Consider the following 14,638-nt stretch of genomic DNA (forward strand, 5'->3'; position numbering starts at 1 on the left):
GGGGGGGGGGGGGGGGGGGGGTGAGGTGAGGCGGGGCGGGATGAGGCGCGGTGAGGCAGTTGGAGGCGAGGCGGGGCGCGGCGGATGGAGGCGAGGTGAGGCGGGGCGAGGCGGGGTGAGGCGAGGTGAGGCGGGGCGGGGTGAGGCAGGTGGAGGCGAGGCGGGGGAGGTGGGGTGAGGTGGGGTGAGGTGAGTGCGGGACCAGCGAGGGGCGGGGAGACGGCTCGCCCTAGGATCCGCGAGGTGCAGCGGATACAGGTCACCGGTACCGGCATCGTGGTCACGTCGATCAATGAGCCCCAGGTCTCCGTCTTCGGCAAGGTGATGAGGCCCGGCTACACCGACGTCACCGACCTGCCCTGGGACGAGATCTCCCACGTCACGTACTCGGTGCTCGAGTTACCACCCGACGACGAGCTCTGGCCCACCATCGTGATCGACCTGACCTACGGCGAATATCTGGAGGTCCACGAAACCGCCGACGGTTACGCGGAGGCGTTGGAGGAGCTGTGCCGGCTCTCCGGCGTCCCCGCCACCGCCGGCGCGCGGATCTGGCCGCCCCCGGCGGGATGACCCGGGGGCGGTTCCAGGGATGGTGTCAGCGCCGCCGGAAGGCGTGCAGGTACAGGTAGACGCTGGTGCCGGCACCGATGACGGCTCCCGAGTTGTCGGCCGACCGGAAGTGGATCCCACCCCAGACCCGGGCGTTGATCAGTTCGGTGAGGGCGCCGGAGAAGCTGGTGAAGTACCGGGTGGTCCCGGTGTCGGCGCTGGTCGCGTGGAAGGCGATGTCGTCGCGCCCGAAGAACAGCCGCAGGATCGTCATGTTGGATCCGGTGGCGCATGCGTGCCCGGACGTGTAGTCGGGGCTGCCGGGTGTGATGAGCAGCGGCATCCAGCCGGGGTCGCCGGTGGTGTCCGGGTTGCCGTCGGTCTCGGCGAGCTGGACGGCGGTGACGGGACGCCAGAATCCCCAGTGCCGTTTTTCGTTGAAGCAGGCGGTGTTGGCGTCGGACGCCGCGATGTTGACCATGGCGAGGAGCCGGGCGCTCTGCAGTGCGTCGAGGCGCTGGGTGACGGCGAGCTGCCGGTTGATCTCCCACTGGCCGAGGCGGCGGTCGTGCCACCACCGGGCGGCGTCGGTCTGGTCGGCGGTACGGGTGGCGCTGTTCACCGCTCCGATGGTCTTGATCTCGCCGAAGTCGCGGGTGTAGGCGCCGCTGGTGAGGGTGGGCGGCCCGGCCGTACGGAACATGTCGGCGCGCGGCAGTACGAAGGGCCGCAGGCCGGCCGACCATGCCCCGGAGTTGGCGAAGGTGGGCGGGGTGGGCCGCCACTGGCCGGGTCCGGTGCCGACCGGGAACGCCTCGACTCCGAACGCCCCGTCGCCGGCGCGGGACGCGAGCATGGCGTCGGCGGTGCGTTCGCCGACGGCGATGCCGGTGCGTTCGGCCCGGCCGTCGGGGATGCCGGCGAGGTAGGCGTCGTACTGGGCCCGGAGACGGTCCCGCTGGGCGGGGAAGAGGGCGGTGAGGACCCGGTGGCTGGCGGCGGCGACGGCGGCGTCGGTGGATTCGCGGCCGGTGGTCCGGGGCGCCGACAGATAGGGCTGGTACGGCTGCCCGGCGATCGCGTTGACCGCGTCGTAGACGGCGCCCTGGACCATGGCGAAGCTGCGGCTCTGCACCCACGGGTTCTCGCGGGCGACGTCCCAGATCGCGGTCTGGGCGTTCTCGTTCCAGGTGATGACGGAGGCGTTCGAAGGGGTGGCCGCCGCGGCCGTCGGGACAGCGAACGGCGCGAGTGCGGCGGACAGCATCAGTGCCAGTGCACGCTTCATCCGCTCATCGGATCGGACGGGTCTGGCATAAACCTGTCAGTGGCCGCGGCGAAGTGGGCGGCCACCCGGTCGCGGGCCACCCGGATCTCCAGCTCGGGGGTGAGCTCACCGGTCCGGGCCAGCTCCCGCAGGTAGTGCACGAGGCGTTCCCACTGGCCGCTGCCGTCCGGGGCGGGCCGCAGCACCGGTAGTGACTCGAAGTGTGCCACCAGGTCGGGCAGCGCCGCGTAGGGCGCCGACGCGGTGCACGCCCCGTCGGTGCGTCCGCGGAAGGTGATCCGTGGCTCCGGTCCGGTCTCGATGCGGAAGACGGACAGGATCCCGTCGCTGCGCCGTGGCACGTCCGGTGTGACCATGCCGCCAACGTAACGATCCGGGGCAATCAGGCAGCGACCTGCAGTTCAACAACAGGCGTCGATGCCTGTGGCTCCAGCGACTCCTGCCAGATCGCCCAGCGGGTCTCCGGCCCGAGCGACTTCGCCCGGTACATCGCCAGGTCGGCGCGGTGCACGATCTCGTCGTGGGTGAGTTCGCCGGGTGCGGTGACGGCCACGCCGATGCTGGCGGCGAGGGTGATCAGCCGTCCCTCGACGACGACCGGGCCCAGTGCCGCGGCGATCCGGCCGGCCACGTCGTACGCCTGCTCGGGGTGTTCGATGTGGGGCAGCACCACCGCGAACTCGTCGCCGCCGAGGCGGACCGGCAGGCCCGGCGCCGGCACGCACTTGCGCAGCACGGTGGCGAACTCGACGAGTACCCGGTCGCCGGCCTTGTGCCCGAGGGTGTCGTTGATCTGTTTGAAGCCGTTCATGTCGATCACCAGGACGGCCATCCGGCGGTCACGGGCCAGCGCCCGGTAGGAGACCTTCCGGAACATGCTGCGGTTGGCCAGCCCGGTGAGCCCGTCGGTGAGCGCCCGTTCGTCGCTCTCCCGCTGCACCAGGGTCTGCCGGTAGAGCACGAGCACGCTGAGGATCGCCCCGCCGAGGGCGAGCCCGCCCCACGGGAAGAACTCGCCGTCGCGGGCGGCCTCGGTCAGCATCAGCACCTGCGCCACGGCGACCGCGACGAACGGCAGGTAGCGCCCGATCCCGAGATCGCGGCGCCCGGTGGCGGCGACGAACCCGGACCGCCCCTGCGCCACGGCCGCGGCCGCGAGCAGCGCGTCGGCGGTGATCCAGCAGATGAACTGCCAGGAGACCGGGATCTCGGCGCCCTCCTGCCCGTCGAGGTAACCGCGGACCGCGTCGCCGGTGAACAGCACGATCGTGCCGGCGGTGAGCAGCCGCAGCGGCCGCTGCGCGGACTCGTCGGCGCCGCGCAGCAGGGCCCGGACCGCGCTGAACAGCAGCGCCAGGTCACCGAGCGGATAGACGGCCGCGTTCAGCACGATGTCGGCGGAGAACCCGGATTGCTGGAGCAGCGGGCCGATCGAGGTGTACCAGAGCACCACCGAGCCGCCGGCCATCACGGTCAGCGCGTCGACGCCGGCCTTGACCCGTTCCCGGCGGGTGGTCGCGGCCAGCGGGAACCGCTGCAGCGCGATCAGCAGTGCCACCACGAACACCACGTGGGTGGCGTCGTCCCAGTGCGAGCGCGTTCCGCCGGCGCCGTCGAACAGGATCAGTACCGGAACCGCGACGACGAGAGTCGCGAAGCAGGCCGCGACCGCGCCCCACGCCTGGCGCAGCCGCGGTGGCAGCGCCGGCATCCGGGCCGCGCGGACGGCGGCGACCAGGCCGAACATGCCGAACGAGAGCCGGGCCAGCTCGGCGGCAGGCTCGTACCAGCTCAGCGAGCTGAACAGGTTGATCGTGGAGGGTGCCAGCGCGGCGAGATAGAGCAGGACGAGCCCGAGATAGACCGGTGGCAGCCCGCGGACCGGGCGGCGGTGCCGCGATGGCGGCGTCCGTCGACTCCGAGTGTGCACGCTGCCTCCTCCGGCGGTTCCGACGCCGGAGCTGATCGGTCCCGCCGCGCACCACTTGAGGGACGGCGGTACCTAGGATCGGCTGATGGCCGTACCCCAGACCCATGACGAGGCGGTCACCGCCGCCCACCAGCTCGCCGAGGTTCTACTCCCGGGCGCGATCCAGCGCGACCGGGACGGCGCCGACGTCGTCCCGCACGAGGCGATCGCCGCCCTCGACGCCTCCGGCCTGCTCGGCATCACCGTGCCGGTCGCCGACGGCGGGCCGGGCCTCGGCCCGCGCACGCTCGCCGAGACGACGAGGATCATCGCTGCCGCCGACCCGGCGATCGCCCAGATCCCGCAGGGCCATTTCCTGATCGTCGACGTCCTGGTCCTGCACGGCGGCCCGGAGGCGCGCAAGCGGATCCTCGGTGACGTCCTGGCCGGCCGTCGGCTCGGTAACGCGCTCGCCGAGCGAGGCGGCAAGCACGCCCAGGACCTGAAGACCCGGATCACCGGCGGCCGGCTGGACGGCGTCAAGTTCTACACGACCGGCGCGCTGACCAGCGCCTGGATCGCGGTCAGCGCCCTCGACGAGACCGGCCGCCTGGTCCTGGCCCTGGTCGAGCGCCACGCCGAGGGGGTGGAGGTCGGCACCGACTGGGACATGGTCGGCCAGCGTGCCACGATCAGTGGCACCGCCACGTTCCGGCAGGTCCCGGTCGAGCCGGGGCTGCGCATCGACTACGCGCACGCCTACGAGGTGCCGCAGCAGCTCGGCGCGCGGGCGCAGCTCGTGCACACGGCGATCGAGGTGGGCATCGCCGGTGCGGCGCTCCGGGACGCCCGCGCCTACCTGCGGGAAAAGGCGCGCCCGTCGACCGAGGCGGTCCGGCACGGTGCCACGGCCGCGACCGACGACCCGCACGTGCGGCACCGCTACGGCCGCCTGGCGACGCGTGTCCGCGCTGCTGAGGCGTTGTTGGAGTCGTCCGGCCGTACCCTCGAGGAAGTGGGTCTGACCCCGGCCGACGCGCAGGCCGCGGCGCGCGGCAGCCTCGCGGTGGCCGCGGCGAAGGCGTTCGGCAGCGAGGTGGCGGTGGAGGCCGGCTCGGAGCTGTTCACCCTCTGCGGCACCAGCTCGGCCGCCGCGAAATACGGCCTGGACCGGCATTGGCGCAACGCCCGCACGCACAGCGTGCATGACCCCATCGACTACAAATACACGCATATCGCCGCATACGACCTGGCCGACGAATTGCCACCAAACCACGGACAGCTTTAAGACCCGGATTCGGTACGGCCACGCGGGGTCCCGTAGCTACCCCGCGACGCAGGCCACAGTCCCGGCCGAAACGCGGCCGCCGGGCTGAATGCGGTGGTCACCGGCTGGTCCTCACCCTCGGTGAGGACCAGCCGGAAAGATCAACTGCCGGCGAACCGGTAGGACGCGAAGATGACGTCGGCGCTGTGCGTGAAGCCGAGACGGCCGTAGAGGCGGATCGCGTTGTCGTTGTCGTGCACCGCGTGCAGGAACGGCAACTCGCCCCGGGCCAGGATGCCGGCGGCGACCGCGAGCGTCAGCCGCGCGCCCAGCCCCTTGCCACGGAACTCCGGGTCGGTGCAGACGGCGCTCACCTCGGTCCACCCGGGCATCCGGAACCGCTCGCCGGCCATCGCGATCAGCCGGCCGTCGGCCGACCGGATCCCGAGGTAGCGCCCCAGGTCGATGGTCCGTTTCAGGAACGGGCCGGGCTCGGCGCGAGCGACCAGGTCGAGCATCTCGGGCACGTCCTTCTCGGTGAGGACGACGGCCTCCGGATCCTCGACGCCGGACATGCTCTGCCCGATCATCTGCACCCCGGGCGTCACCGTGCCGGTCTGCCACCCCGCGAGCGGGGTGATGGACGGGCCGGTGAGCACCGCGTAGTCGGTGATCGTGGCGAGATCGCGCCAGGCCGCCGGATCGGCGGGGTCGCTCAGCGCGGCGAACGGGGCAATTTCGGGCTGGAATCGGGCGGCGTTGCCCGCGGCCTCGGCGAAACACGCCTGCGGCCCGGTGAGGGCGGCCCACACGGGGTTGTTCAGCACACCCCCGACCCTGCCCTCTACCGGGCCGCGGCGCCAGTAGATATCCGTCTAACCACCCGCACGCTTATCTGTCGGATGTCATCACACGACCGCCTGCTGCCGCACCGGGTACGGCTCCGGCTGCACCGCCAGGGCCGGGATGTCGCCCGGCCACAGCGGCCGCGCGAAGTGGTAGCCCTGCCCGTACTGGCAGCCCATCGCGTCCAGGGCGGCACGCTGGCCGGCCTCCTCGATGCCCTCGGCCACGACGGCCAGGTCGAGGTTGTGCGACAGGGTGACGATCGCGTCGACGAGCGCGTGCTGCTGACGGCTGTGCAGGATGTCGTCGATGAACGACTTGTCCAGTTTCAGCACGTCCACCGGCATCTGCCGCAGGTAGCTCAGCGAGGAGTAGCCCGTACCGAAGTCGTCGATCGCGATCCGCACACCCATCGCCCGCAGTGCCTTCAGTTCGTCCAGGACCTTGTCGGCGTCCTTGAGCACCAGGCTCTCGGTGATCTCCAGCAGCAGCCATTCGGCCCGTGCACCGGTCTCGGTGAGCGCCGCCCGTACCTGCGCGGCGAAGTCGGTGCCCCGGAACTGCCGGGCCGACACGTTGACGCTCACGTAGCGCAGCGTCGTCTCCGGGTTCTCCGTCTTCCACTGCGTGAACTGCCGCAGCGCCTCCACCAGCACCCAGGCGCCGATCTCGACGATCGCGCCGCTCTCCTCGGCCGCCTCCACGAAGTGGAACGGCCCGAGCAGCCCCTTGGCCGGGTGCTGCCACCGGACCAGCGCCTCCACGCCGGTGATCCGCTGGTCGACCAGTTCGACGATCGGCTGGAACTGGAGGACGAACTGCTCCTCCTCGATCGCCTCGTGCAGGGCCGTACGCATCTCCAGCCGCTGCATCATCGCGGTGTGCAGGTCGCTCTGGTAGCGCTGCCAGCCGCCCTTGCCGTTGCCCTTGGCCAGGTAGAGCGCCAGGTCGGCGTGCCGCAGCAGCTCGGTCGCGGTCTCCGCGTCCCGGTTGGTGGCGACACCGACCGAGCACTTGCCGCTGATCACGTGGGCGGCGCCGTCGGCGTCGACCACCTCGACCGGGACGCCGAGGGCCTCGACCAGCGCGGCCGCCACCCGCTCGGCGGCGTCCACCGAGTCGCTCTGCTCGACCAGGACGGCGAACTCGTCGCCACCCATCCGGGCCGCCGTGCTGCCCTTGCCGATGTTCTCCGAGATCCGCTGCGCCACGGTGAGCAGCAGCTGGTCGCCGACGGCGTGTCCCAGCGTGTCGTTGACCTCCTTGAAGTCGTCGAGGTCGACGAAGAGCACGCCGAGGGTGGCGCCGTCCCGCTCGGCCACGCAGAACGCCTGCTCCAGCCGGTCCTTGAACAGCACCCGGTTGGCCAGCCCGGTCAGCGCGTCGTGGAACGCCTGGTGGGTGAGGTCCTTCTCCAGGCTGCGGCGCTCGGTGACGTCCCGCAGTGTCACCACGAGCCCGGCCACCGTCGGGTCGTTGCGCAGGTCCCGCAGGTCGCACTCGATCTCGACGACGCGGCCGCCGGCACCGATCGCGGTCAGCTGGATGTCGTCGAGGTCGCCGACACCGGACCGCACCCGGAACAGGATCTCGCGGAGCGCCTCCTGCGAGTTCTCGGCGATAAGCCCGCCCAGCGGTGAACCGGTCGGGTCGTCGCCGAACAGCGCCTCGGCCGACGGGGTCGCGTAGCGGATGGTGCCGTTGGCGTCCAGCAGCAGGATGACGTCGGCCGCGCTCTGGATCAGCGTCCGGAACCAGGCCTCGCCCTCCCGGCGGCTCACCTCGGCGGTCAGTTCGATGCGTTCCAGTACCACGGCGATCTGCGAGCTCAGCGTCTCGAACGCGGGCAGCAGCAGGTGCAGGACCGGGTCGGGTGCGCCGATCACCAGCCGGCCGGTCCGGTGCCCGGACAGTCGCTGCGTGGCGTGGACGACGTGGTGGAAGCCGCCGGACGAGAAACCCTCCGGCAGGTCCGCGGCCGCCACCCGGCTCACCCGGGTCTCGCCGTCCGAGCCCTCGGCCGGTGGCAGGAACTGCAGGTGGTACGGCTGGTCGGCGGGCATCAGGGTGGCAACGGCGTCCTTGACCGCCCGGGTGACGTCCTCCTCGGTGGCCGCCGCGAACAGCAGCGTCCCCGCCTCCCGCAGCGCACGCTCCCGGCTGCCGGCCTGCCGCTGCGACTGCGCCAGGTCCGCGACCCGCCCCAGCACCAGCAGGAACATCAGCGCCGCGGCGCCCGCGATCACCGGCGCGTCGACCACACCGCCGCGGGCGATCTCCGCCTCCCGGCCCTGCATGTACTCCAGGGCCAGCACGCCCGGGGCGATCAGCGCGGCGGTGCTGAGCCAGAACAGCCGGTGACTGCCCATGCCCGGGCTCGGGCGCTCGATCGGCTCGGTCAGCGACACCATCGCCGGCCGCAGCGCGGCGTAACCCATCGCCGAGTAGAAGACGATCCAGCCCAGGTCGACCGGCCCGCCCAGTTCCCACGCGCTGTTCAGCTGGTCCTGACCGTAGAAGACGTCGGAGATCAGCAGCCCGACCATGGCGACGCCGAGCGCGGCCACCGAGTTGAGGCGCTTGCCGGAGCCGGTGAACATCCGCAGGATCATCGCGAGCACGAGCACGTCACCGAGCGGGTAGCCGATCGAGACCAGCTTCTCCGGCATCGTCAGGTGCTCGGAGCGGGTGAACGGCGCGATCCAGTACACCCAGGCGAGCAGGCCCAGCCCGACCGTCGGCACCAGGGCGTCCAGCAGCGCCGACCGGTTCGCGTCGCCGCTGTTCCGGGCCCTGATCATCATCAGTAGCCCGGCTGTCAGCAACGGATAGAAGACCAGATAGAAGAAGTCGGCAACGCCGGGGAAGTCCGGAGTGTCACCCATCGCCAGGATCAGGTTGTACGCGCTGTCGCCGGTGGTGAAACAGGCGATCGCGACGCTGACCAGGTACCACGGCAGCCTGCGGCGCGGCCGGTTGAGGCGCACCCCCACCAGGACGGCGATCGCGCACGAGTAGCCGAGTGCGGCCCAGCTGTACAGGTGCGCGTCCGGGAAGGCGTAGTAGACGATGGTCAGGACCAGCGTCCAGGCGCCGAAGCACGCGCGAGCCACTCGCGTCGACAATGCGTACTCCGTTCGTCGGGTGGCAGGATTGCCGACCCGCCGTATCGGGGCCGCGACACCCGACCTGAGCGCACCGCTCCGCCCGCAACCGGACGGCAACCTTCCTAACCCGCGATCGCGTCACCCGCGATCGCGTCCACCAGCCGGCGGGCCGACCCGGCCAGGTTCCACCGCTCGGCCAGGGCCAGCAGCGCGTCCGGGTCGCGGGGCGCGCCCGGCAGCACCGGGTCGAAGTCGGGCAGCGGCACATCGGTGGCGACCCGGCACACCGGCAGCGCCTTGGCCAGGTAGTCGCGGGAGGCGTCCAGTTTCGCCCGGACACCCGGCGCGAACCCGGCGTCCGGGTCGTCGAGGGCGGCCAGGATGTGCTCGACCCCGCCGTACCGCTCGATCAGGCGCGCCGCCGTCTTCTCCCCGACCCCGGCGACCCCCGGCAGGCCGTCGCTGGGGTCGCCGCGCATCGCCGCGAAGTCCGCGTACCAGCGGGCCTCCACCCCGTACTTGGCCATCACCAGCGCCTCGTCGGCGTCCTCCAGTTTCGCCACGCCGCGCCCGCAGTAGAGCAGCCGTGTCCCACGGGCGTCGTCGACCAGCTGGAACAGGTCCCGGTCACCGGACACCACCTCGACCGGTGACGGCTGCCCCGCCGCCAGCGTCCCGAGCACGTCGTCGGCCTCGTAGCCCTTCACCCCGAACGCCGGGATCCCGATCGCCTGCAGCGTCTCCAGCAGGATCGGCACCTGCCGCTCCAGCGACGCCGGCACCTCCTCGACGTCCCCGTGGGCGACCCGGTGCTTCTTGTACGACGGCACCAGCTCCACCCGCCAGGCGGGCCGCCAGTCCGCGTCCAGCGCACAGACCAGCCGCCCCGGCCGTCGCGTCCGGATCAGCTGAGCCAGCATGTCGAGGAACCCGCGAATCGCGTTGACCGGCTCCCCGGCCTCGGTCTGCGCCGCCTTCTCGGGAATCCCGTGGAACGCGCGAAAGTACAGACTGGGGGCGTCGACGGCCAGGAGTGGTCTCACGGGTCCCACCCTAGTGTCCGATCACCGCGTGCGGCCGGTACGGCGCCTCCAGGGCGGCGATCTCGGCGGCCGTCAGTTCCAGGTCGACGGCCGCGGCCGCGTCGTCGATGTGGGACTGCCGGGAGGCGCCGATGATCGGGGCGGTCACCGCCGGTTTCGACAGCAGCCAGGCCAGCGCCACCCGGGCCGGTGAGGTGTCGCGGGCCTTCGCCACGTCGGCCACCACGTCGGCGACCGCGAAGTCCTCGTCGTTGGAGAGGCGGGCCATCATCTGGTCGGTCCGGGCGCGCACCGACTCGGCAGCCCGGCCGCGGGCCAGCACGCCGCGGGCCAGCGGGCTCCACGGGATCACGCCGACGCCGGAGTCGAGGCAGAACGGCAGCATCTCCCGCTCCTCCTCACGGTAGGTGAGGTTGTACTGCGGCTGCATCGACACGAACTTCGTCCACCCGTGCTTCTCCGCGGTGAACTGCGCCTTCGCGAACTGCCACGCATACATCGTCGAGGCGCCGATGTAGCGGGCCTTGCCGGCCCGGACCACGTCGTGCAGCGCCTCCATGGTCTCCTCGATCGGGGTCTCCCGGTCCCAGCGGTGGACCTGGTAGAGGTCGACGTGGTCGGTGCCGAGCCGCCGCAGCGACCGGTCGATCGAGGTCATGATGTGCTTGCGGGACAGGCCGCGGTCGTTGGGGCCGTCACCGACCGGGAAGAACACCTTGGTGGCGAGCACGTAGTCGTCGCGGTGGTTGAACAGCGACCGCAGCAGCCGCCCGGTGATCTCCTCGCTGCCACCCACCGAATACATGTCGGCGGTGTCGAAGAAGGTGATGCCCTGCTCCACGGCCCGCCGCACGATCGGGGTGGCGGCCTGCTCGTCGAGGACCCAGTCACGCCAGTCCCGCGAGCCATAGGTCATCATGCCGAGACAGATCCGGGACACCTTCAGGCCGGTCCGGCCGAGCCGCACATATTCCATGCCGAACACCCTATTCCTGTCGGGTCGCCCGGTCTGCCCCCGCCAGCTCGGCCAGCAGCGCGACGGTCTCGGCACGGCCCGGCTCGTGGCCGGTCCGCTCGTGGACGCCCAGCGCCTCCCGCGCCGCGGCCCTCGCCTCCGGGCCGCGGCCGAGTCGCCGCAGCGCCACCGCGAGAGCCGTCAGCGCCTGACCCTCCAGCAGCAGGAACTGCCCTTTGCGGGCCGCGTCCGCCGCCTCGGCCGCCAGCTCCGCGGCCCGGCCCGGGTCGCCGTCGGTGTGTGCCCGGGCCAGGACGACCAGCAACTGGGTGGCCGGCTGCTGGATGCCGAGCGACCGGACCCCCTCGATCGCCGTCTCCAGCTCGGTGACGGCCTCCGCGGCCCGGCCGGACCCGATCAGCATCTCGGCGTACCGGTGCGTCATCTGCCAGCCGCTCATCACGTCGATCCGGGCGCCCATCGCGGCCCGCGACTCCTCCAGGATCCGCCAGGCCTCCTGGTGGCGGCCCTGCCGGTGGACGGAGACCGCCCGGTCGGCGTTGGCCAGCGCGGCGAGATGGGTGTTGCCCTCGGAGTCCAGGATCGTGATCGCCTCGTCCAGGTACGGCCCGGCCTCGGCGTCACGACCCTGCAGGCGACGGGTCTCGGCGAGGTTCAGCAGCGTGATCGCGCGGCCGAATCCGGCCTGGTGGTTGCGGCTGGCCAGGGTGCGCTCGAAGCAGTCGGCGGCCTCGGCGAGCTGGCCGATCAACAGCATGATCAGACCCACTTTGCCGAGATACTGCGGTGGTACGACACCCGCCGCCATCGATCGGTCGAAGGCGAGGCGCGCGTGTTCGGCGGCCAGCCGGAGCTCGCCGGCGAACATGTGGTGCACGCTCAGCGAGTTGTGCACGTCCGCCTCGATGTCGTGCCAGCCGGCGTCGAGGGCCAGTTCGAGGGAGCGGTGCGCGTGCACCCGGCATCGCTCGTCGTGCCCGTCGGTGGTGTAGGCGCGGGCCATCACCAGCTCGGCGGCCGCCCGTGCCCGGTCGTCACCGGTCCCGTCGGCCGCCTCGATCGCGGCCCGCCCCAGCGCGAGGGCGGTGGCGCCGTCGAGCCGGCCGTTGAAGAAGAACCGGCAGGCGAAGGCGAGCCGCCACACCGCGTCGCGGCAGCCCAGTGCCGTGCCCGACTCGACGACGGCGACGATGTTGGCCATCTCCGCGACGAACCATTCCCGGGCCTGACCGGCGTCGGCGAACCGGGTGCCGGGGCCGCTGCCGGGCGCCTGCACATAGCCGGGATACACCAGGGCGACCGCCGACCCGACGGTCTCGACCAGCCAGCCGGTCAGGCGCAGCAACGCGGGGTCCTGCTCGGTGGGGTCGGTGCGGCTCCGGGCGTACTCCCTGATCAGGTCGTGCATGGTGTAACGGCCCGGCCGGTGCTCGGTGACCAGGCTGGCGGCGGCCAGCGCCCGCATGATCTCCCCGGCCGTCCCGGGGCTCTCGCCGGAGAGAGCGGCGACCGCCTCGGTGGTCACGTCGCCGCCCGGAACCGGGCCGAGCAGCCGCAACACCCGCTGCTGGCCCGCGCTCAGCGACCGGTAGGACTGGTCGAAGACGGCCCGCAGACTGCTCGCCGGGTCGTCGTCGATGGCGAGCGAGTCCAGGCGGAACCCGGCGACGTAACCGGCGATGCTCTGCCGCGGCCGGACGGTGAGATGCGCCGCCGCGATGCGGACCGCGAGGGGCAGGCGCCCGCAGACCGCCACCAGATCGTCGGCGGCCTCCGGCTCGGCGGCCACCCGGTCCGCGCCCAGGATGTTGGTGATCAGGGCGTGCGCGTCGGCATGCGGCAGCGGGCCCAGGTCCAGCCGGCGGGCGCCGTCGCGGGCGATCAGGCCGCCGAGCGTGTCCCGGCTGGTCACCAGCACCAGAGCGGGGGAGGAGCCGGGCAGCAGCGGGCGCACCTGCTCGGCGGAGCGCGCGTTGTCCAGCAGGAGCAGCACGCGCTGCCCGGCCAGCGTGGCCCGGAGCAGGGCGGAGGCACCGTCGACGTCGGACGGCACCCGCTGCGGCGGCACACCGAGCGCACCGAGCAGCGCGCTCAGGGCCTCGGCGGGGCGCAGCGGGGCGCGTTCCTCGTACCCCCGCAGGTTGAGATAGAGCTGACCGTCCGGGAACCGGTCCGCGGCACGGTGTCCCCAGCGCACCGCCAGCGCCGTCTTGCCGACCCCGCCGACGCCGACCGTGCCGACCACCAGCAGGTCGGCGTCGGCGGTCAGCTGGTCCAGCCGGTCCAGCTCGGCGTCACGCCCGGTGAAGTCGGGGATGTCGCGGGGCAGGAACCGCCGCCGCGGCGTGGCCGGCGCGGTGTCGCGGGCCGCGGCCGGCACCCGCAGCGCCTCGTCGTTGCCGAGGACGCCCTGGTGCAGGGCGGTCAGTTCGGGGCCGGGCTCGACGCCGATCTCGTCGACCAGCAGCCGGTGTGTCCGCCGGTAGAGGGCCAGCGCCTCGGCCTGCCGCCCGGTCCGGTAGAGCGCCAGCATCAGGCAGCCGGCCAGCCGTTCCCGCAGGGGTGCGGCCGCCGCGGCGGCGGTCAGCTCGGCCAGCACCGCGTCGTGACCGCCACGGTCGAGCTCCCAGCCGAACAGCTGCTCCATCGCGGTGAGACGGCGGTCCTCCAGCGAGGCGCGGGCCGGTTCGACCCAGGCGCCGCTGACCCCGCCCAGGGCCGGGCCGGTCCACAGGGCCAGGCCGTCGCGCAGGACGGTCACCGCCGCACGCAGATCGCCGCGGCCGGCGTGCTCGCGGGCCGCCGTGACCGCCTCGTCGAAGGCCAGCAGGTCGAGCTCGGTGGCGCCGGCGTCCAGCCGGTAGCCGCCGGGGACGCTGGACACCGGTTCGGTCCCGGCCGCCCGCAGCGCCCGGCGGACCGCCGACACGGCGGCGAACACCTGGGTGCGGGCGGTGGCGGGTGGCCCGGCCTCCCAGAGGGCGTCGATCAGCTCGGTGACCGTGACGGTGCGGTTGGCGTGCATCAGCAGGAACGCCAGGACGGCTCGCCGCTGTGCCCGGGCTATCGCGATCGGCTGATCGTCGACGGAGGCGCTGACCGGACCGAGCACCGTGAACCTCATGTACAGGGAATGTATCAACGCGTGTATAGGGAACGTATCAACGTGTGTCGTCATGATTCGCCTTGGTGATCGATCAATACCTGGTCGATCAGAAGGGGGTAACAACCATGGTGGACACCATTCGTCGTACCGCGAAAGCCCTGGCCGTCGGAGGCCTGGTGACGGCCGGCCTGGTCCTGGCCGCTCCGGGCACCGCGCAGGCCGCGCTCGGCGGTTGCTCGACCGACTACTCCGGCCGGACCGGCACCGCCAAGTGCACGTCGGTGACCAACGGCTCGTCGTTCCGGGTCAAGGTGGTCTGCGCCAAGGTCACCACCGGCCAGATCTCGCGGACCATCTACAGCTCGTGGCGGTTCACGGCGGGCTCGGTCACGGCCACCTGCCCGATCGGCGAGGAGATCTACGACGTGACCATCGAGAAGCGGGTCTGACACCGTCTCGTCTGATCCACGGGGACAGACGAGCCGGTGCCGGCCCGAGGCGGTGACCCCCCAGTGTCGCCTCCGGCCCGGTGGTACGGCGACGG

At 72.2% G+C, this 14,638-nt stretch carries 11 protein-coding genes; 3 read left to right on the forward strand and 8 right to left on the reverse strand.

Annotated features, from left to right (window positions below):
- Positions 1-243 precede the first annotated feature (243 nt).
- Positions 244-573, forward strand: a complete 330-nt coding sequence (locus ACFO0C_RS42100; RefSeq protein ID WP_378072444.1) for a hypothetical protein — start codon at positions 244-246, stop codon at positions 571-573.
- Between the two features lie 25 nt (positions 574-598).
- Here ACFO0C_RS42100 and ACFO0C_RS42105 read toward each other — a convergent pair whose 3' ends face one another.
- Genes ACFO0C_RS42105 through ACFO0C_RS42115 form a run of 3 tightly spaced genes read right to left on the reverse strand, consistent with a single transcriptional unit; the run spans position 599 to position 3,770 of the window.
- The gene (locus ACFO0C_RS42105) at positions 599-1,840 is read right to left on the reverse strand and encodes a vanadium-dependent haloperoxidase (RefSeq protein WP_378072445.1); all 1,242 of its coding nucleotides are present in this window, start codon (positions 1,838-1,840) and stop codon (positions 599-601) included.
- Positions 1,837-2,196 (reverse strand): hypothetical protein, encoded by a 360-nt coding sequence (locus ACFO0C_RS42110; RefSeq protein ID WP_378072446.1) that lies wholly within the window; start codon positions 2,194-2,196, stop codon positions 1,837-1,839. Before ACFO0C_RS42110 ends, ACFO0C_RS42105 begins: the two co-directional genes overlap by 4 nt.
- A gap of 26 nt (positions 2,197-2,222) precedes the next feature.
- Entirely contained in the window at positions 2,223-3,770 is a 1,548-nt protein-coding gene (locus ACFO0C_RS42115) for a diguanylate cyclase domain-containing protein (RefSeq protein WP_378072447.1), read from the reverse strand.
- Positions 3,771-3,855: 85 nt separating this feature from the next.
- Here ACFO0C_RS42115 and ACFO0C_RS42120 point away from each other — a divergent pair, with 85 nt between their 5' ends.
- Positions 3,856-5,037 carry an acyl-CoA dehydrogenase family protein gene (locus ACFO0C_RS42120; RefSeq protein ID WP_378072448.1) on the forward strand — a complete coding sequence of 394 codons (1,182 nt, stop codon included), beginning with the start codon at positions 3,856-3,858 and terminating at the stop codon, positions 5,035-5,037.
- A gap of 140 nt (positions 5,038-5,177) precedes the next feature.
- On the opposite strand, the gene ACFO0C_RS42125 is transcribed toward ACFO0C_RS42120, so the two are convergent.
- From ACFO0C_RS42125 to ACFO0C_RS42145, 5 genes are all read right to left on the reverse strand, one after another.
- Positions 5,178-5,843 carry a GNAT family N-acetyltransferase gene (locus tag ACFO0C_RS42125; protein WP_378072449.1) on the reverse strand — a complete coding sequence of 222 codons (666 nt, stop codon included), beginning with the start codon at positions 5,841-5,843 and terminating at the stop codon, positions 5,178-5,180.
- A gap of 81 nt (positions 5,844-5,924) precedes the next feature.
- Positions 5,925-8,975, reverse strand: a complete 3,051-nt coding sequence (locus ACFO0C_RS42130; RefSeq protein ID WP_378072450.1) for a putative bifunctional diguanylate cyclase/phosphodiesterase — start codon at positions 8,973-8,975, stop codon at positions 5,925-5,927.
- A 116-nt stretch (positions 8,976-9,091) separates the two neighbouring features.
- Positions 9,092-10,021 (reverse strand): 5'-3' exonuclease, encoded by a 930-nt coding sequence (locus tag ACFO0C_RS42135; protein WP_378072451.1) that lies wholly within the window; start codon positions 10,019-10,021, stop codon positions 9,092-9,094.
- A gap of 1 nt (position 10,022) precedes the next feature.
- Positions 10,023-10,988, reverse strand: coding sequence for an aldo/keto reductase (locus tag ACFO0C_RS42140; RefSeq protein ID WP_378072452.1), 966 nt, complete (start codon positions 10,986-10,988; stop codon positions 10,023-10,025).
- Positions 10,989-10,998: 10 nt separating this feature from the next.
- On the reverse strand, positions 10,999-14,112 hold the full coding sequence (locus tag ACFO0C_RS42145; protein ID WP_378072453.1) for an AfsR/SARP family transcriptional regulator: 3,114 nt from the start codon (positions 14,110-14,112) through the stop codon (positions 10,999-11,001).
- A gap of 65 nt (positions 14,113-14,177) precedes the next feature.
- Here ACFO0C_RS42145 and ACFO0C_RS42150 point away from each other — a divergent pair, with 65 nt between their 5' ends.
- The gene (locus ACFO0C_RS42150; protein WP_378072454.1) at positions 14,178-14,543 is read left to right on the forward strand and encodes a hypothetical protein; all 366 of its coding nucleotides are present in this window, start codon (positions 14,178-14,180) and stop codon (positions 14,541-14,543) included.
- Positions 14,544-14,638 lie beyond the last annotated feature (95 nt).

The organism is Actinoplanes subglobosus (genome assembly GCF_042650585.1).
Lineage (GTDB): Bacteria > Actinomycetota > Actinomycetes > Mycobacteriales > Micromonosporaceae > Actinoplanes > Actinoplanes subglobosus.